This is a genomic window from Nonomuraea ceibae, assembly GCF_019396325.1.
In the GTDB taxonomy this organism is placed as follows: Bacteria; Actinomycetota; Actinomycetes; order Streptosporangiales; family Streptosporangiaceae; genus Nonomuraea; species Nonomuraea ceibae.
The window spans coordinates 222,254-240,094 of sequence record NZ_JAHKRO010000001.1; the positions used below are offsets into that span (position 1 = coordinate 222,254).

General features: G+C 73.7%; 19 protein-coding genes. 9 read left to right on the forward strand and 10 right to left on the reverse strand.

Annotated features, from left to right (window positions below):
• Positions 1-16: 16 nt before the first annotated feature.
• The 3 genes from KME80_RS01230 to KME80_RS01240 all read right to left on the reverse strand — a co-directional run bounded on the left by KME80_RS01230 (position 17) and on the right by KME80_RS01240 (position 4,136).
• Entirely contained in the window at positions 17-1,783 is a 1,767-nt protein-coding gene (locus KME80_RS01230; protein WP_219499144.1) for an ABC transporter ATP-binding protein, read from the reverse strand.
• Positions 1,780-3,501, reverse strand: coding sequence for an ABC transporter ATP-binding protein (locus KME80_RS01235; RefSeq protein ID WP_219499147.1), 1,722 nt, complete (start codon positions 3,499-3,501; stop codon positions 1,780-1,782). The genes KME80_RS01230 and KME80_RS01235 overlap by 4 nt, the downstream gene beginning before the upstream one ends.
• 95 nt (positions 3,502-3,596) lie before the next feature.
• Positions 3,597-4,136 (reverse strand): hypothetical protein, encoded by a 540-nt coding sequence (locus tag KME80_RS01240; RefSeq protein ID WP_219499150.1) that lies wholly within the window; start codon positions 4,134-4,136, stop codon positions 3,597-3,599.
• Positions 4,137-4,254: 118 nt separating this feature from the next.
• Here KME80_RS01240 and KME80_RS01245 point away from each other — a divergent pair, with 118 nt between their 5' ends.
• Together KME80_RS01245 and KME80_RS01250 are read left to right on the forward strand one after the other, a co-directional pair.
• Positions 4,255-5,379, forward strand: a complete 1,125-nt coding sequence (locus tag KME80_RS01245; protein ID WP_219499152.1) for a sensor histidine kinase — start codon at positions 4,255-4,257, stop codon at positions 5,377-5,379.
• Positions 5,376-6,056, forward strand: coding sequence for a response regulator (locus KME80_RS01250; RefSeq protein WP_219499155.1), 681 nt, complete (start codon positions 5,376-5,378; stop codon positions 6,054-6,056). Before KME80_RS01245 ends, KME80_RS01250 begins: the two co-directional genes overlap by 4 nt.
• Before the next feature lie 51 nt (positions 6,057-6,107).
• Here KME80_RS01250 and KME80_RS01255 read toward each other — a convergent pair whose 3' ends face one another.
• Positions 6,108-6,728 carry a TetR/AcrR family transcriptional regulator gene (locus KME80_RS01255; protein WP_219499160.1) on the reverse strand — a complete coding sequence of 207 codons (621 nt, stop codon included), beginning with the start codon at positions 6,726-6,728 and terminating at the stop codon, positions 6,108-6,110.
• Between the two features lie 101 nt (positions 6,729-6,829).
• Here KME80_RS01255 and KME80_RS01260 point away from each other — a divergent pair, with 101 nt between their 5' ends.
• Positions 6,830-7,024 (forward strand): hypothetical protein, encoded by a 195-nt coding sequence (locus tag KME80_RS01260; protein WP_219499163.1) that lies wholly within the window; start codon positions 6,830-6,832, stop codon positions 7,022-7,024.
• Complete coding sequence (locus KME80_RS01265) at positions 7,021-8,580, forward strand: carboxylesterase/lipase family protein (RefSeq protein WP_219499165.1); 1,560 nt, start codon at positions 7,021-7,023, stop codon at positions 8,578-8,580. Before KME80_RS01260 ends, KME80_RS01265 begins: the two co-directional genes overlap by 4 nt.
• A gap of 9 nt (positions 8,581-8,589) precedes the next feature.
• Here KME80_RS01265 and KME80_RS01270 read toward each other — a convergent pair whose 3' ends face one another.
• Both KME80_RS01270 and KME80_RS01275 read right to left on the reverse strand, forming a co-directional pair.
• A complete protein-coding gene (locus tag KME80_RS01270; protein ID WP_219499168.1) occupies positions 8,590-9,255 on the reverse strand; it encodes a phosphonatase-like hydrolase in 666 nt (221 codons plus the stop codon).
• The gene (locus tag KME80_RS01275; RefSeq protein ID WP_219499170.1) at positions 9,252-10,004 is read right to left on the reverse strand and encodes a GntR family transcriptional regulator; all 753 of its coding nucleotides are present in this window, start codon (positions 10,002-10,004) and stop codon (positions 9,252-9,254) included. Before KME80_RS01275 ends, KME80_RS01270 begins: the two co-directional genes overlap by 4 nt.
• A gap of 145 nt (positions 10,005-10,149) precedes the next feature.
• On the opposite strand from KME80_RS01275, the gene KME80_RS01280 reads away from it, so the two are divergent.
• The 4 genes from KME80_RS01280 to phnE are packed head-to-tail and all read left to right on the forward strand — an operon-like array spanning position 10,150 to position 13,872.
• Positions 10,150-11,265 carry a TIGR03364 family FAD-dependent oxidoreductase gene (locus tag KME80_RS01280; protein WP_219499173.1) on the forward strand — a complete coding sequence of 372 codons (1,116 nt, stop codon included), beginning with the start codon at positions 10,150-10,152 and terminating at the stop codon, positions 11,263-11,265.
• A gap of 44 nt (positions 11,266-11,309) precedes the next feature.
• Positions 11,310-12,218: a phosphate/phosphite/phosphonate ABC transporter substrate-binding protein gene (locus KME80_RS01285; RefSeq protein ID WP_219499176.1), complete on the forward strand. Its 909-nt coding sequence runs from the start codon at positions 11,310-11,312 to the stop codon at positions 12,216-12,218.
• Positions 12,219-12,220: 2 nt separating this feature from the next.
• Positions 12,221-13,066: a phosphonate ABC transporter ATP-binding protein gene (locus KME80_RS01290; RefSeq protein ID WP_219499178.1), complete on the forward strand. Its 846-nt coding sequence runs from the start codon at positions 12,221-12,223 to the stop codon at positions 13,064-13,066.
• Positions 13,063-13,872, forward strand: a complete 810-nt coding sequence (gene phnE / locus KME80_RS01295; RefSeq protein WP_219499181.1) for a phosphonate ABC transporter, permease protein PhnE — start codon at positions 13,063-13,065, stop codon at positions 13,870-13,872. The genes KME80_RS01290 and phnE overlap by 4 nt, the downstream gene beginning before the upstream one ends.
• Before the next feature lie 31 nt (positions 13,873-13,903).
• Here the strand turns inward: phnE and KME80_RS01300 are convergent, their stop codons facing one another.
• The 4 genes from KME80_RS01300 to KME80_RS01315 form a co-directional block, all read right to left on the reverse strand.
• Positions 13,904-14,452, reverse strand: a complete 549-nt coding sequence (locus KME80_RS01300) for a hypothetical protein (protein ID WP_219499185.1) — start codon at positions 14,450-14,452, stop codon at positions 13,904-13,906.
• 24 nt (positions 14,453-14,476) lie between these two features.
• Positions 14,477-15,463: an ArsR/SmtB family transcription factor gene (locus tag KME80_RS01305; protein ID WP_219499188.1), complete on the reverse strand. Its 987-nt coding sequence runs from the start codon at positions 15,461-15,463 to the stop codon at positions 14,477-14,479.
• Between the two features lie 87 nt (positions 15,464-15,550).
• A complete protein-coding gene (locus tag KME80_RS01310; RefSeq protein WP_219499190.1) occupies positions 15,551-16,387 on the reverse strand; it encodes an EamA family transporter in 837 nt (278 codons plus the stop codon).
• 12 nt (positions 16,388-16,399) lie between these two features.
• The gene (locus tag KME80_RS01315; RefSeq protein ID WP_219499193.1) at positions 16,400-17,248 is read right to left on the reverse strand and encodes an alpha/beta fold hydrolase; all 849 of its coding nucleotides are present in this window, start codon (positions 17,246-17,248) and stop codon (positions 16,400-16,402) included.
• Between the two features lie 105 nt (positions 17,249-17,353).
• Here KME80_RS01315 and KME80_RS01320 point away from each other — a divergent pair, with 105 nt between their 5' ends.
• Positions 17,354-17,809, forward strand: coding sequence for a MarR family winged helix-turn-helix transcriptional regulator (locus tag KME80_RS01320; protein ID WP_219499195.1), 456 nt, complete (start codon positions 17,354-17,356; stop codon positions 17,807-17,809).
• Positions 17,810-17,841: the final 32 nt, after the last annotated feature.

Sequence of the window (17,841 nt, forward strand, 5' to 3'; positions counted from 1 at the left end):
GAGACGGATGACCGATTCAGCGTGCGAGCAGGCGGCGGTATTCGGGGGAGCGGGTCAGCAGGTCGTCGTGGTGGCCGATGTCCACCACGCGGCCGGCGTTCATCAGCACCACCGTGTCCGCCGTGCGCAGGGTGGAGGGGCGGTGGGCGACGACGAGGGTCGTGTGCCGGCCCCCGGCCGCGCGCAGCGCCTCGTCGATGGCGGCCTCGCTGTCGGCGTCCAGGTTCGAGACGGCCTCGTCCAGCACCAGGACGGGCGCCCTGGTGAGCAGGGCGCGGGCGATGGCGAGCCGCTGGCGCTGCCCGCCCGACAGGTGGGCGCCGCGCTCCCCGACGAGGGTGTCGTACCCGTCGGGCAGGGCCGTGACGAAGTCGTGCGCGCAGGCGGTGCGCGCGGCCTGCTCCACCTCGGCGTCCGTGGCGTCGGGTCGGGCCAGCCGGAGGTTGTCCCGGACGCTCATGGCGAACAGGTACGTGTCCTGCGGCACCGCGACCACGGTCGAGCGGAGCTGGTCGAAGGGCAGGTCGCGGAGGTCGTGGCCGCCGATCCGCACCGAGCCGGCCGAGGCGTCCCAGTGGCGCAGCAGCAGCGAGGCGCAGGTGCTCTTGCCCGCGCCGGAGTGACCGGCCAGGGCGACCGTCCGCCCGGCCGGGATGGTGAAGGAGACCTCGCTCACGGCGTCGGGAAGGTCGGGGCCGTAGCGGAAGGTGACCTGGTCGAACGTCACCTCGGGCTCGATCCGGGCCACCGGCCGGGCGGCCTGCTCGACGACGTCCGGCGGCGCGTCGAGGATGCGCAGCAGCCGGGCGGCGGCGGCGCGGATCGTGGACAGCTCCCGCCAGGTGTCGACCAGCGACATCAGCGGCAGGAAGGCGAAGCCGCCGAGCACGGCGACGATCACGACCTGGTCGGCGGCCAAGGAGCCGGTGTTCACCAGGGACAGCGCCACCAGCAGGACGGCGATCAGGCCGACGGCGGCGATGGCGTCGCCGGCGGCCTTCTCCACCCCGCCGCGCGAACGATGCGCTCTCGACGCGCGGTTGAGGCGTCCGGTCGCGGCGTTCAACCGGGCGGCCTGGTGCTCCTGGCGGCCGAAGACGAGCGTCTCGGACAGCCCTTGCACGGCGTCCACGGCCTCGGAGGCGGCCTCGCCCGCCGCCTCCCGCATCCGCTCGGCCTGCGCCGCCGAGCGCCGCCGCAGCCAGAACGGCACCGTGGCCATCGCCACCACGGCCGGCAGCAGCGCCGCGCCGACCAGCGGATGCAGCCAGAAGGCCGCCACCAGGCAGGCCGGTGGCACGGACGCGGCCACGACGAGCGGGGTGAGGCTGTGGGCGAAGAACAGTTCGAGGATCTCCACGTCGGCCATCGCGGTCGCGCCGATGTCGCCGGAGCGGCGGCGCAGCAGGTAGCCGGGGGTCAGCGCGGCCAGCTTGCGATAGCAGCGGTCGCGCAGCTCCGCCAGCACCCGGAAGGCCAGGTCGTGGGCGAGGTAGGACTCGGCCCACGCGGCCAGCACCTTGGGCAGGACGAGCGCCGCGAGCAGGATCAGCCCGGGCACGAGGGCGCCGGCGCTCTCGCCGTTCAGGGCCCGGCCGACGAGGGCGGCGCCGAGCAGGGCCGCCGCGAGCGCGAAGCCCTGGTCGAGCAGCCCGCAGCCGATCGCGGCGGCCAGACGGCCCCGCTGGGGACGCAGCAGGGAGAGCAGCGCGCCGCGCCGGACGGAGGCGGGCTCCGTGGGCGTGCGGGACTCGGGCTGTACGGGGGTGACGGCGGTGGTCATGCCGCTCCTTCCTGCTGGCGGGCGACCAGGCGGGCGTAGGCGCCGCCGGCGGTGAGCAGTTCGCCAGGAGCGGCCGACTCGGCCACCTGGCCCTCGCTGAGGACGACGACGTGGTCGGCGTCCGCGACGGTGGACAGCCGGTGGGCGATCACCAGCACGGTGCGGTCGGCGCGGACGCGCTCCAGGGCCTCGACCACCGCGCGCTCCGCGGCGACGTCCACGCTGGAGGTGGCCTCGTCGAGGATCAGCAGCGGCGCGTCGGCGAGCAGGGCGCGGGCGATGGCCAGGCGCTGGCGCTGGCCGCCGGACAGCCGCACTCCCCGCTCGCCGATCATGGTGTCGTAGCCGTCGGGCAGTTCGGCGACGAACGCGTGCGCGTGCGCGGCCCGCGCCGCCCGTTCGATCTCGGCACGGCTCACGCCCGCCCGCCCGTAGGCGATGTTGTCGGCGACCGTGCCGTGGAACAGGTAGACCTCCTGCGAGACCAGCGCCACGTTCGACCGCAGCTCGGAAAGCGCGACGTCCCGCAGGTCCACCCCGTCGAACAGCACCCTGCCGCCGGTCGGATCGGCGTGTCGCAGCAGTAGCCGGATCAGCGTGCTCTTGCCCGCCCCCGAGGGCCCGACCACGGCGGTGGTGCGGCCGGCGGCCAGCCGCAGGGAGACTCCGTCCAGGGCGGGGCGGTCGCGACCGGGATAGGTGAAGGTGACGTCCTCGAAGGTGACCTCAGGCGGCGTGCCGGGCAGGCTCGCGGCGCCGGTGTCGGCGACCGCCGGGCGGGCGGCGAGCAGCCCGGCGATGCCGTGCGCGGCGGGCAGCGCGCCCTGACCGGCGTGGAAGGCCGCCATCAGGTCGGTGACCGGCCGGAACGCCTCCCGCGACAGCAGCAGCACGGCGAACACCGACGTCAGCGACAGCGCGCCCGAGGCGTACTGCCAGGCGCCGAGCCCGACGGCGGCGGCCGTGCCGAGCGCGGCGAAGAAGCCGACGAAGCCCGCCGAGACGGTGGAGACGACCGTGAACCGCAGCGAGTCCCGGTGGAACGCCCACGCCTTGGCCGACAGCCCCGCGCCGAAGCGCTCGTCGGCGCCGACCGCCTTGAGCGTGGGCAGTCCCTGCACCGCGTCGAGGTAGTCGGCGCTCAGCCCCTTCCACCCCGTGAAGAACGCGGTGAGCCCGTCCCGCATCCGGCGGCGCATCAGCCTCGGCGCGGCGGCGGCCAGCATCGCCGTGACGGCGACGAGCACGGCCACGGCGGGGTCGATCCAGGCGAGCACGGCGACGATGCCCAGGCCGCCGAGCACCGAGATGAGCACCTGCGGCAGGAACACCCCGACGTAGCGGTCGATCGCCTCGACGCTGTCCACCAGGGTGGTGAGCACGCCGCCCGTGCGCGCCTCGGAGACGTATCCGGGACCGAGCGTGAGCAGGTGGCGGTAGAGCCGGTCGCGCAGCGCCGCCTTCACGTCCTCCGCGCCCCGTGCGGAGGCGACCTCACGGGCCCACACCAGCAGGGCCCGGATCGCGACCAGCGCCAGGGCGCCGCAACCGGCCAGGACCGCCGCCGTGAGGTCGCCGCCGATGCCCTGGGCCACGGCGGCGGTCAGGAGCAGGCTCTGCCCGGCGTAGGTGGCCGACACCAGCACGCCGGCCAGCACGGCCAGGGCCAGCCAGTGGCGGCCCGGACGGATCAGGCCGAGCAGTGTCCGGTTCACCATGTCGACTCCCCCGCATCCTTATTGCAAGTCATTCGCAATAGCGCAATGCTGGCAATCATGGCGGATCGTCGGCATGGTGACAAGAGCCCGAGGTCTCAGGCGTGACCGCGGCGCCGGTGGTAGGCGTAGGCCAGGGCGAGCACCGTCGGGCCCCAGAGCGCGACCGGCGAGATGCACACGACGGCGAGCGCGCGCCACCAGCCGTTCTCGTACGCCATGCCGCTGGAGGCGCCGGCCCAGGTGAGGACCATCAACACCGAGACCGCGGTCATCACCAGCCCGCCGGCCACGGCGGGGACGAGCGCCGCCATCGGCGGCACGCGCCGGCCGCCGATGACCGGGATCCAGTTCGGCGCCACCTCGCCCCACCGGCGCACCAGGCCGATGCTGAGCAGCGCCGCCACTTCGGTGAGCACGCTGAGCCCGAAGACGTACGGGATCGTGATCCACAACGGCGACACGGGCGCGTTGTCGACCTGGCCCATCTCGAAGTGGAAGGCGAACGGCAGTCTCCACAGGCACGAGGGCAGCAGCAGCCAGGGAAGCGCGTAGGCGGCACGCAGCGCCCAGCGCGGGACGGGCCGTTCGGTGTCGCTGGTGGCGGGAGCTGTGTGCAGCAAGCTGGGCGTTCGCATCCTGGGTCTCTTCCGTTTCGTCGCCGCTCGATCAGGACCCAGACTGCGCTCACCCGAGGAGGAAGACATCTGCCGATCGGCCGATTCGCCGGCGCGATCCCTGCCCTAGGGTGCCGCCATGAGACTCCTCGCAGGCGGGCTGGCGGTGGCCGGCTCGCTCGCGCTCACCCTCGTGCTCCGGCCGTTGCCGAGCCCGCTCGTCGTCGGGCCCGCGATGCTCGCGGCCGTGGCCATGTCGCTGGTCTGGTGGCCGAGGGCACGCCCCTTCCTCGCGGCGGTCACGGCGGCCGTCGGCGTGATCGGCGCGACGTGCACGCTCGCCTGGCTGGCCGCCCCCGGCATCGCCGGCGGCCCGTCGACGTACGTCCACACGGTCGCCGTGCTCACGCTCGTCACGCTGACCGTGCGCTGGACCCCCGTCCGGCAGGCGGCGGCGGCGGTGGGGGCGGCGGCGATCTCCGAAGCGCTGCTGGCGTTGCAGATCATGCACCCGCCCCCTTCGGGCCTGGAGGCGGTCGCCGTCACCCTCTTCTGGTCCGTCGGCACGGCGGGCGCGACAGGGCTCGGCGCCTATCTCCGCGCCCTCGACCGGCGCCGGGTCGAGGCGGTCAGGCAGGCCCGCCGCACCCAGCGCCTGCAACTGGCCCGCGACCTGCACGACTTCGTCGCCCACGACGTCAGCGCCATGGTCATCCAGGCCCAGGCCGCCCAGATCCTGCTCGACCGCGATCCGGCCGAGGCCGCGGCGGCGCTGCGGGCGATCGAGGAGGACGGTGCGCGGGCGCTCGCGTCGATGGACCGGACCGTGCGCATGCTGCGCGAGCTGGAGGGCGAGGGCGCCTCCGCCGAGCCGCTGCCCGGCCTCGACGGCCTGCCCGACCTGATACGGCGTTTCGCCGACGCGGGCTTCCCCGACACCGACATGCGCATCGAGCCGTCAGGCCCGGTGCCGCGCGAGGTCGCCACCACGATCTACCGCATCGTCGTCGAGGCGCTCACCAACGTCAGGAAGCACGCGCCGGCCGGGTCGAGCGTCGCCATCCGGGTGAGCGACGAGACCGGGGCGGTCGTCGTGACCGTGGCCGACCACGCGCGCGACCAGGCCCTGCCGCGCCTGCCGACCGCCGACCGCGCCGGCGTCGGCCTCGCCGGGCTGGCCGAGCGGGTGGGGGCGCTGGGCGGGGAGTTCACCTCGGGCCGCGCCGCCGGCGGCGGCTGGGTCGTGAAGGCGGTGTTCCCATGACGATCAGAGTCCTGATCGCCGACGACCAGCCGGCCGTCCGGCGCGGTTTCCGCACGATCCTCGGTGCCCAGCCGGATCTGGAGGTGGTGGGCGAGGCGCCGGACGGCGTGACCGCGCTCGGCCTCGCCGCCGAGCTCCGGCCGGACGTGGTCGTCGCCGACATCCGCATGCCGCGCATGGACGGCCTCGAACTCACCCGCCGCCTGGCCGGTCCCGAGACGCCGTCGCCGATGCGGGTGATCGTCGTGACCACCTACGACCTCGACGAGTACGTGCACGCCGCGCTCCGCGCCGGAGCCTGCGGGTTCCTGCTCAAGCACGCGGGACCGGCGCTCCTCGTCGAGGGCGTCAGAGCGGCGGCGGCGGGCGACGCCCTGATCAGCCCCTCGGTGACCGTGCGGCTGCTGCGCCACCTCACGCCGTCGCCCGCGCGCACCGGCGTGCCGGGCGAACAGCCGCTGAGCGACCGCGAGCTGGAGATCGTCAAGCTGGTCGCCGCGGGCAGGTCCAACCCGGAGATCGGCGCCGAGCTGTTCATCTCGGCCGGCACGGCCAAGACCCACGTGGCCAACGTCCAGCGTAAGCTCGGGGTGCGCAACCGCGTGGGCATCGCCGCCTGGGCCTGGGAGCACGGCCACGGGACCACCGCCGCGACTGGAGGCGACGTTGAGCACTGAGGACGACGTCCGCCGCCCAGGCGGCTGCGTAGGCCCGCCGGGTAGGCCGGCTCAGGGCGCGGCGGCGAAGAGCCGGTCGAGGGCCTCGTCCAGGACGGCGAGTGCCGTCTCCGGGGTGCCGTGCCCGACGAGCACATGCGTGCCGAGGCCGTCGGCCAGCGCGAACAGCGCCGCCGCCGCCCGTCCGGGATCCAGGTCGGCGGGCGCCTCGCCGGCGTCCTGGGCGTGGCGGATCAGCAGGGCCAGCACGTCGTGCAGGGAGTCGTAGCCCGCGCGCAGGTGGCCGGCGAGCTCGGGGCTCACCAGTGAGCGGGCGGTGAACGCGGTCGCGATGCGCAGTTCGGCGCGGCGCTGGTCGTCGGCGGGCACCAGTTCGGCCAGGATGCGGCGCAGCGCCGCGCGTGGTGGCTGCCCTTCCTGGCCGAGGCTCTGCCGTACGCGCTCGGTCCCGCGCTCGCTGATGTAGTTCAGGGCGAACAGCAGCATCTCGTCCTTGCTGCGGAAGTAGTGCTGGACGGCGCCCAGCGAGACCTCCGCCCTGGCCGCCACGTCACGCAGGCTCACCGCGTCGAGCCCGTGGAGGTTGATCATCGCGAGCAGCGCCTCCGCGATCTGCCGCCGCCGCTCCTCGTGCCGCGCGCCCAACCCCCGCGTACGACTGCCCTTGCCCACAACCGACTCCACTATTTCAGTACGGGTGACTTGTTTTTGCTGTCCTCGCGGCCCACAATACCGTACATACGTATTGATTTGATGGTGGAGGGTGAGGCGTCATGATGATCGCGGGTGTGGTGCTGATGATCCAGGGCTTCGGCAACGCCCTGACCCGGTGGCTGTGGGGGAGCGACTGGGGGCTGCTGGCGGCCGCCGAGCGCACGATCGACCTGCCGGCATGGACCGGCGCGGCCGTGGGCCTGCTCGGCCTCGCCCTGGTCGCAGCGGCCCGGCTGATGGGCCGCCGCGCATGAAGGGGCGATGCTGGGCGGCGCTGGCCGCCTGCGTGGCGCACCTGTTCGCGGCCCCGGCCGCCGCGGCCGCCCCTCAGAAGGACGCCGTGGTCCGCACGGATCTCGGCTGGGTGAAAGGCGTACAAGCCACCGACCACCGGGTGTTTCACGGCATTCCCTACGCTGCCGCTCCCACGGGCGACCGGCGCTGGCGCTCTCCCGCGCCCGCCCGGCCGTGGCCCGGGGTCCGGGACGCCACCCGGCCGGGCCCGCGCTGCGCCCAGCCCGCACCGGCCCCGGGACAGCCGGCCGGCACGTCGGAGGACTGCCTCCACCTCAACGTCACCGTCCCCGAGGCCCCCGGCGGGCGCAAGCCGGTGATGGTATGGCTGCACGGCGGCGGGTTCGTCGAGGGCGCCGGCAGTGACTTCGACGCCCGCCGCCTGGCCACGACCGGGAACGTCATCGTCGTCACCGTCAACTACCGGCTGGGCGTCTTCGGGCTGTTCGTCCACCCGGGGCTGGCCGGCTCGGGCGGCTTCGCTCTGGAGGACCAGCAGGCCGCGCTGCGCTGGGTGCGCCGCAACGCCACCGCGTTCGGCGGCGATCCGGGCAACGTCACGCTGTTCGGCGAGTCGGCCGGGGGCAAGAGCGTCTGCGCGCACCTCGCGTCACCGCGAGCGGCCGGGCTCTTCCACCGTGCGATCATGCAGAGCGCTCCCTGCACCGGCTCGGTGCCGGCCGGGGCCATGTTCCCCGGCGTGCCCGAGTTCCGCCAGTGGCCGTCCGTCGAGGACCGGCAGGCCGACGGCGCCCGCCTCGCAGCCCGGCTGGGCTGCGCCGACGCGGGGACCGCCCTCGCCTGCCTGCGCCAGGTGCCCGCCGAGCGCCTGCTGCCCTTGCACGACCAGTTCATCACCCCCGCCGTCGGCAGCCCGGTGCTCCCGCGGGACCCCGAGCGTGCCCTGGCCACCGGCGCGTTCCACCGCGTCCCGGTCATCTCTGGCACCACCCGCGACGAGATGCGCTACATGGTCGCCCTGTTCTACGAGCTGCCCGGCACGCCGATCACCGCCCGGACATACGCCGAGCTGCTGCGGCAGGCGTTCGGCGAGCGCGCAGAACGCGTCGCCCGCCGCTACCCCCTCACGCGGTACGCCTCCCCGGGGCTGGCCTGGGCGGCGCTCACCACCGACGTGGTGTTCGCCTGCCCGACGTACGAGCGGAACCGGAGCCTCGCCCAGCGGGTCCGCACGTACGCGTACGAGTTCGCCGGGGATGACGTCGTGACCGAGATCCCGGGCTCGGACTTCCCGCTCGGGGCCGCGCACGGCGCTGATCTGGCCTACCTCTTCCCCGGTCCCGGCCTCGACGCCCGCCGGCAACAGCTGTCCACCACCATGATCCGCTACTGGACGGCGTTCGCCCGCACCGGCGACCCCAACGCCCCCGGCCTGCCCCGCTGGCGGACCTTCGCCCCTGCCCGTCCCGGCACGCAGTCGCTGGCGCTAGCGCCCGACCCGACAGGGCCGATCGACCTCGCCGCCGCCCACCGGTGCGCGTTCTGGGCCGGGTAGCGGGCGAGCTCAGGCGGAGGTCAGGGAGAGCAGCCCCGGGATGGCCGCCACGCCGGGCAGCAGGTGGGTGTGGCGGACGGCGCCGAGCGTGGCGGCGTCCTGGCCGCCGGTCAGGACGCCGGCCACGATCGCGGCGCCCGCGTTGGCGCCCGCCTGAAGGTCGCGGGTGGTGTCGCCGGCCGTGAGGACCCGGCCGACGTCGTGGACGCCGGTCGCCTCCATCGCCCGGAAGATCATGTACGGTGCCGGGCGCCCGGCGGGGACGTCGTCGACGCACACCACCGCGTCGAGGAACCCGGTGTCCCAGCCGATCGCGGACAGCAGGGCGCCGGTCACCTCACGGTCGAACCCGGTGGTGAGCGCCACCTTGACGCCGGAGGCGCGCAGCGTCGCGATCGCCTCGGGAACGCCGGGCAGCGGCGTCGGCGGCCGGTCGGCGTAGGCGGCGCGCAGCCGTTCGCGGAAGTCGGCGAAGGCGGCCTCCGTGACCTCGGCCGGGGGCTCTCCCAGCAGGGCGCTGATCGCCTCGCGCTTGCCGGCGCCCATCCAGCGCCGGATGTCGTCGGCGGCCGGGTCGCCGCCCGCCGCGCGGACGGCCTGTTCGAGGGCGACGTAGACGGCGCCGTGCTCCTCGACGGTGGTGCCGGCGATGTCCAGGACCGCCAGTTCGATCACGGTAGCTCTCCAAGGGGGCTGCGCAGCAGTGCCGGGCGGGCCTGCTGGGAGTTGTCGATGGTGAAGGAGACGAGGTCGGGACGGTAGCGGTCGTCGGAGTACTCGACGGGCCGGCCGTCGGCCGAGGAGGTGCGGCGGCGTTCGCGGAGCAGGGCCGCGCCGGGGGAGACGGTCAGCAGCTCGGCGTCGGTCTCGTCCGCCACGATCGCGTCGATCATGTGGCGGGCCCTGCTCAGGTCCACCCCGCGCCCGGTCAGGTACGCCAGGACTGAGCCGCTGTCGCAGTCGAAGTCGAAGAGCCACCGGCCCGCGTCCCACACGAACGTGGTTCGTTCGATCATCGTGGGCACGCCGTCCAGTAGCCGCAGGCGCAGCAGTTGGACGACCGGTTCGCCCTCGTCCACGGCCAGCGCGTCGGCCGCCTCGGCGGAGGCCGGGCGCCGGCTGATCTCCAGCGTCCGCTGGCCGGGCTGGTGGCCCATCTGCTCGGCCCAGCGCGAGAACGACAGGAACGTCTCGAACGGCTGGGGCATCGTCCGGGTGCGCACCACGGGTGGTTTGCCCCGGCCGCCGCCGATCAGCCCTTCGGACCGGAGCGTGGCCAGCGCCTGCCGGATCGGCCCTCGCGAGGCTCCCCACTGCTCGCACAGCTGGGACTCGGAGGGAACGGCGGCGCCCACCGGCAGGTCGCCCGACCGGATGCGACGCCGCAGATCCGCTGCGACACGTTCGTGAAGAGGCCCGTCCATGCGACTTGACCATACAGGAGGACGGCGGTCGCGCAAACCCTTGAATGACGGCTTCACCTGCAGAGATGGCTTCCAGGTGAACAGGCGGCGACATGTGTTCGGCACCTGTTGACACCTGTCGGGCATGCTCGGCACCTTGCTTGTCATGACAAGTTTGCTCGACTCGGCCGATGTCGTCGTCGTCGGCGCGGGCATCGTCGGACTGGCCCACGCCGTGGACGCCGTACGCCGGGGACTGTCCGTCGTCGTCGTCGAACGCGACGGGCGGGCCGTCGGCGCGTCCGTCCGCAACTTCGGGCACGGCTGCTTCACCGCCCAGGACGGCGACGCCCTCCGCTACGGGACCACGGCCAGGGCCGCCTGGCTGCGGCTGGCCAAGGAGACGGGGCTCTGGCTGCGCGACGCCGGCACCGTGGTCGTGGCCAGGGCCGACGACGAGTACGCGGTGCTGGAGGAGTTCGCCGCCGCCCGCGACGGCCACGCCGTCCTGCTCGACGCGGGGCAGGTGGCCGAACGGGTGCCGGTGGGCCCCGGCGTGGTCGGCGGGGCCTGGCTGCCGCTGGACATCCGCGTCGACCCCCGCCAGGCCGTCCACGCGATCGCGGACTGGCTGGCCGGCCAGGGCGTGCGCTTCCACTGGGCCACCTCCGTCCACCTCGTGGAGCCGGGCGCGGTCGTCACCAGCCGGGGCCGCGTCGGAGCCGGCCGGGTGGTCTTCGCGGTGGGCCACCACGTGGACCGGCACTTCCCCGGCCTCGCCGCGGAGTTCGGGCTGCGCCGCTGCGCGCTGCACATGCTGCGGGTGGCCGACCCGTACGGCCGGACGGTGGACCCGGCGGTGCTGTCGGGCTTCTCGCTCCTGCGCTACGGCGGCTTCACCGCCTGCCCCGGCGTGGCCGCCGTACGCTCGCGGCTGGAGGCCGAGCACCCGGACCTGGTCGGCATCGGCCTGAACCTGATGTTCACCCAGCGCCCGGACGGCGACCTGATCGTCGGCGACACCCACGCCTACGGCGACACGTTCGACCCGTTCCAGGCCGACGAGCTCGACCGGCACGTCCTGGCCGAGACCGGGCGGCTGCTGGGCGCCGACCGGCTGACGGTCCGCGAGCGCTGGCGCGGCGTCTACTCCTCCGCCCCCGAGCCGTTCCTGATCGCCGCCCCCATGCCCGGCGTGCGCGTGGTCGCGGTCACGTCCGGCATCGGCATGACCACCGCCCTGGGCCTGGCCCCCGAGGTCCTCGACGACCTGCTCGGCTGACCACCCCTCCGACACACCACCACCACTTCCGAGGAGAGATCCCCATGCGCGCACGACGCCTCCTGGCCGCCGTGGCGGCGGCCCCGCTCCTGCTGCTGGCCGGCTGCGGCGGCGCCGAGACCGGCGCCGAAGCCGGCGGCGCCACCTGCCCCGGCGGCAGGATCCGTTTCGGCATCGAGCCCTACGAGGACCCCGCCAAGCTCAAGCCCGCCTACCAGGTCCTCGCCGACGCCCTCCAGCGCAAGCTGAACTGCCCCGTCGAGCTGAAGATCGTCGACGACTACTCCGCCGAGGTGTTGGCGATGCGCAACGGGCAGCTCGAACTGGCCCAGTTCGGGCCGCTCGGGTACGTCTTCGCCAGCACGATGGCGGACGCGCGGCCCGTCGCCTCGTTCGCCGACGCGAAGGGCGCCCTGACCACCTACACCGCCGGCATCTGGGTGCGCGCCGACTCGCCCATCACCTCCGTCAAGGACCTGGCGGGCAAGTCCATCGCCCTGTCCAGCCCGGGATCGACCTCGGGTGACGCGCTGCCCCGGTACGCGCTCAAGACCGACGGCGTGGCCGAGTCGTCCGTGAAGATCGACTACGCGGGAGGCCACCCCGAGGCGCTGCTCGCGCTCGTCAACGGCAAGGTCGACGCCGCCGAGATCAACAGCCAGCAGCTCGCCTCCGCGCAGGCCGCAGGCACGTTCAAGCCCGACGGCTTCCGGCAGATCTGGACCTCCGCCCCCATCCCGAACGACCCCATCACCGTCTCCGGCAAGGCCGACCCGGCCTTCCGCGAAGCGGTCACCAAGGCGCTGCTGGAGCTCGGCCCCGCCGACGTCGCCCAGGTCGGCGCGTTCCTCGACGTCGACCCGCCCGGGCCGCTCGTCGCCGTGACGAAGGACACGTACCAGCCGCTGTTCGACCTGGCCGCCGAGCTGAACCTGACCGAGGAGGACGTCTGACCATGACGCCCGCCGACGCCCCGCCGCCTCCCCTCCGGACGGCGGTGACCGGCCCGCCGGCCGCGCTCGTGGTACGGGGGCTGACCAAGTCCTTCGACGGCAGGACCGTACTGGACGACCTGGACCTGCGGGTCGAATCCGGACAGTTCCTCGCGCTGCTCGGCGCCAACGGATGCGGCAAGTCCACCGCGCTGCGCTGCCTCGTCGGCCTGGAGACCCCCGACGCGGGCGCCATCGCCGTCCACGGCCGGACCCTCGGCTCCGGCCACGACGCCGAGAGCAACCGGCTGCGGCAGCAGACGGCCATGGTCTTCCAGCAGATCCACCTCGTACGCCGCCGCAGCGCCCTGGACAACGTCTGCGCCGGCGCGCTCGGCCGGCTGCCGCTGCGCCGATCGCTCGCGCCGATCCTGTTCCCGCGCGAGCTGCGCGAGGAGGCCATGGCCTGCCTGGACCGGGTCGGGATGGCCGACCGCGCCGCCGAACCGGCCGGCCGGCTCTCCGGCGGGCAGCAGCAACGGGTCGCGATCGCCCGCGCGCTCTGCCAGCGCGCCCGGATCATCCTCGCGGACGAGCCCGTCTCCGCCCTCGACCCGGCCGCCGCCGAGCAGGTCGTCTCCCTGCTGGCCGACCTCGCGCACGAGGAGGGCCTGGCCGTCGCCGCCGTGCTGCACCAGCCCGCGCTGGCCCGCCGCCACGCCGACCGGGTGGTGGGGCTGCTGCACGGCCGGGCCGTCATCGACGCGCCCGCCTCCGAGATCACCGAGGCCGACCTCGACACCCTGTACGCCGGCCGCCCCGCCTCGCCCGCCCCCGCCTCGCACGTCGTTCATCAGGAGCACCGATGAAGTCCCCGGCCACCCCGCTCGCCCCGCCCCGAAGGCGGCCGATCACCACGGCGACCGCGGCCGTCACCGTGGTCGTGGTGGCCGCCCACGTGCTGGCCTGGCACGGCACCGAGTTCTCCCCGGCGGCGCTCGTCCAGGGCTGGCGCGGCATGGCCGACTTCCTCGGCCAGGCCCTGCCGCCCGACCTGTCCTGGACCGAGGTGCTGCTGCCCAGCTTCCAGGGGGCGCTCGTCACGCTCGCCATCGGCCTGCTCGGCACCACCCTCTCGGTGCCGGCGGCGCTCGTCCTGGCCTTGCTCGCGGCCCGGACCACCACCCGCAACCGCTGGGTCTACCAGGCCGCCCGCTCGATCCTGTCGTTCCTGCGCGCGGTGCCCGACGTGGTGTTCGCCCTGATCTTCGTCACCGCCGTGGGGCTGGGCCCGTTCGCCGGCGTGCTCGCGCTGATCTTCCACAACACGGGGGTGATGGGCAAGCTCTGGGCCGAGGCGATGGAGGAGATCGACCTGGGTCCCCGCGACGCCCTGCGCGTCGGCGGCGCCTCCGGTGTCCAGGTCGCCGCCCACGCCGTGCTGCCCGCGGTGATCCCGCAGTTCGTCGGGCTGCTGCTGTACCGCTTCGACGTCAACGTCCGCTCGTCCCTGGTGCTCGGCCTGGTCGGGGCGGGCGGCATCGGCTTCCTCGTCAACCAGTCGATCAAGCTGTTCCGGTTCGACGAGATGGTCACCCACCTGCTGGTGGTGATGGTGCTCGTCGTCGCCGTCGACCAGCTCTCGGCCCAGATCCGCCGCCGCCTCGGCGTCTGACGAGCCGGATCCCGGCGTCATGGCCGGCCCGCTATCCGATGAGCACTCCGATCAACAGCAGCGCCGCACTTCCTCCAAGAATGCCCAGCCACGCGAAAAGAGAGGACGCCGCGATCCGGCGCTGGAAGGACACGGCCGCGAGCCCGAACAAGACGGCCGGAATTCCGAAGACGACCCAGACGGCGGCGAAGTTGAACCAGCCCGTCGCGGACATGTTGCTGATGCCTTTGCCGAGCGCGATGGGGACGCCCGCCAGAATGAGCAGCTTGACCACGAGTTCCAGCGCCGGATAGACGAACTGGGCAGCGGCCGAGCCCCACAGCCCGCCCAGCACGAGCCGGCTGGGCAGCCGCCTGCCCCAGGGGCGGACGCTGGCCAGCGCGAGCGCGACCGTGAGGATCCGCAACCCCACCGATCCCAGCGCGACCCAGCCGTCTCCTTCGGGCCAGGCGCCTTCGACGACCGCGTTGACGACGGCCAGGCCGAGCACGACCACGCAGAAGAGGCCGACGAACCCGGCGGCGGCGTACGCGGGCCACAGCGGAGCCCATGACCGGCCCTTCTGATGAACAGACGGCAACGCGAGATCCTTTCGACACGGAGGTCAGGCCAGGACGGAGAGGAGCTCGTCCCCCCTGGCCGTGATCTTGATGTGGACGTGGCGGCCGCGGCGCTCGCGGCTGAGCAGGTCGGCGGCCTGGAGCTGGTCGCAGTGGTAGCTGGCAGTGGAGGGCGAGCAGTCCAGCAGGGCGGCGAGCTTCCCGATGGGAATGGAGGTCCCAGCCAGCCGCAGGATGGCGGCGCGGGTGCGACCGAGAGTGAGAGCGAGCTTGTCGGTGTCCTCGCGGGCGGCATGGCTGGTGCGGCCGGACCACAGGAGGCCGACGGCGGGCAGGGGGTAGCCGATCCACGCCGGGCCGGGCTGGTCGAAGGAGAACAGGCAGGCGCCGTGACCGGAGACGACGGGCACGAAGGTGAGGCGACGGCCGGCGAGGTCGAAGGATCTGCCCTGCTGGTCCGGAAGCCGGATGGAGGCGCTGTCGCAGGTCAGCCGCCCGCTCAGCCCGGGCAGGAGAGCGTGCAGGCTGCGCGTCACGGCGGCAAGGCCGATGCGCTCCTGCTCCTTGTGCAGGAGGGCGTCGGCGTTCTTCCAGACGGTGCGGAACTCCTTCCACAGCCGGTTCATGAGACCGGCGTAGGCGCGTATCCAGGGTCCGGGGCGGTCCGCGACCGCGTGCCAGTGCCGGGGCAGGACGGGGCCGAACTCGGCCTCCAGTTCCCGGATGAGAATGCGGTCATCCAGTTCGGCGAGAGCGTCCAGATAGGCGCCCATGTCCGCCTCCGCGATCGTCGAGGTCGCGGTTAGGCAGTCGGGGATGACCGAGTAGTAGGGGTCGAACAGCGGACGCAGGACGACGGCGTCGTCGCCGATGACCGCTGCGACGGCCCGCTGCCAGTGGCGGGGCACGCCATGCGGCCGGCCGCCGACCGTGCCCGCGATCAGCGACAGGAGCGTCGCGCCGGCATGCAGGGACACGGTGGCGTTGACGTCGTCGAGCGCTCCGACATGTAACTGCGAGTAGCCGGGCATGCGTCTTCTCCTCTCGCGAGTGGGGGAGACATCGGGAGCGTAGAACCTGACGCGACGTGAGACGCAAGCGAACACCGCTTGTCGTGACTAGGTGAGAGAGAGGGCCAGGACGCCGGCGAGGACCACGCCCATGCCGATCATCTGCGGACGGGTGAGCCGCTCCTTCAGGACGATCCGGGCGAGGACGATGGTCACCACCGTGTGCAGGGAGCCCAGCACGGCCGCGACGCTGACCGGGCCGAGCATCGAAGCGACGGCGTACTGGGCGTCGGCCGCGACGATGAGCACGCCGATCGAGGCCAGCACCGGCAGGTCGCTCCTCCGTACGGTGACGTGGTGACGCGTGAGGACGACGGCAGAGGCGATCACGATCACGGTGGTCAGGCGAGCGGTCAGCAGCGCCCAGCCGGTGTCGGCCTGGCCGGCGTGGTGCATGGACAGGAAGAAGGTGCCGAATCCGAGCGCCGCGAGCAGGCCGTACAGAATGCTCGTCAACGGCCGATCGCCCGTCCCGGTGGCTGGGCGCCGGGAGGCGATGACCAGTCCGAGCGCGGTGAGCACCAGCCCGGCGAACTGGAGCGGACCCGGCACCTGCCCCGCCACGAGCCCGGCGAGCAGGGGGATGAGGGGCGCGGCCGCCGCGACGGGGGCGACGATGCTCATCGTGCCGACGGCGAGGCCGCGGTAGAGGGCGGCGATGCCCACCGTCTCGCCCAGCCCGGCGACGGCCGCCTGAACGAGGAAGGCAGGGTCCGGCGGGCCCACGCCGCGTACGGCGGTCGTGATCGTGAGCAGGACGAGAGCGGTGGCCTGCGAGATGAGCAGGACGGACGGCACGGGGCGGGAACGGCTCTTCAGCCCTCCCAGGAAGTCGGAGGCCCCCCAGCCGAGCCCGGCGCCCAGGGCCAGGGCGATGGCGAGCACGGGTGCGTCCGATCAGCGATGGGCGGTGTGGCCGAGGATCGCGGGAACGACCGTGTCCCAGTGGCGGCGGGGGAAGGTCTCGTGACCGGTCCCGTCCATGACCATGAGGCGAGCGTCGGGGATCTCCGCGGCCAGGGCCTGCCCATGAGCCGGCGGCAGGAAGGGGTCTTCGGCGCCGTGCAGCACGAGCGTCGGGGCCTTGATCCGGCCGAGCCGGTGCCGCCAGGGCTCGCCGGCGTCCAGGAGGAACGGGTTGGTCAGCTGTGCGGCGAGATCGATCGTGCGATCGGCGACCCGGCCGGCGAGCTCGCGTACGGCCGGCTCGTCGAAGTGGCCCGGTGCGGCGAAGGGCCGCTCGGCCTCGACGAGGTGGGCGATGACGGCCTCGCGGTCCTGCCAGTCCGGCTCGGCCGGTTCGGTCGCGTACAGGGACCGCAGCTCGGCCGTCATGTCCGGCAGGTCGTCGTGGCGGTGACCGGGGCCGCCGGGCGTCGAGGACGCGAGCGTGAGCGTGGCTACCCGATCGGGGTGGTCGAGCGCCACGAGCTGGGCGATGGCCGCGCCCTGGGACATGCCGACCAGGTGTGCGCGGTCCAGCCCGAGCGCCCCGATGAGGGCGGCGGTGTCGGCGACCAGGTCGCGCAGGTCGTGTGACGGAGCTCCGGCGGGGGAGCCGGTCGACCGGCCGGCGTCCCGGCTGTCGAAGCGGACGACGTAGCGCTCGCCGGCCGCCAGGCGCCGGGCGAACTCCTCCTCCCAGTTCAGCAGGCTGTGACCGCCGCCGTGGATCAGCAGGATCGCGGGATCGGCGGGGTCGCCGAAGGTCTCGGTGGCCAGCTCGATCCCGTTGACGTTGAGCATCCGCTCCATTGTGGCCGTCCTCTCCGCCCGTGGTTCGTTACATGTAACGAAGAACGTAGCACGCGAGTTCGTTACATGTAACTGGTTGCCGCTAGAATGGAACCTATGACGCGCTCCAGCCGGCCCGCCCAGGCCGTCCACGACGCCTGGGCCGCCTACCGCAGGCTCCAGCTCCTGGTGGACCCGGCGATCGCCCGCGAGCTGGAGCAGAACTCGAGCCTGTCGATGCCCGATTACGAGGTGCTGGCCGCGGTGACGGAGCTGGCGAGCACGGAGACGTGCGTGCGCGTGGGCCGCCTCGCCGCCCGGTTGCAGTGGGCCCACGGCCGTCTGTCCCGCCAGCTCGGCCGCATGGAGCAGCGCGGCCTGATCGCGCGCGAGGCATGCGAGCTGGACGGCCGCGGCGACGACGTGCTGCTCACCGAGGCCGGACGGCGGGCCCACGAGGAGGCCACCCCCGCCCACCTGGCCTCGATCGACCGGCACTTCGGCCGGGCGCTGTCCGCCGGTCAGCTGGCAGCTCTCGTCGACATCGAACGCACGCTCTCCGCCGACCACTGATCAACGCGCGCAGCCGTACGGACGCGTGCGCC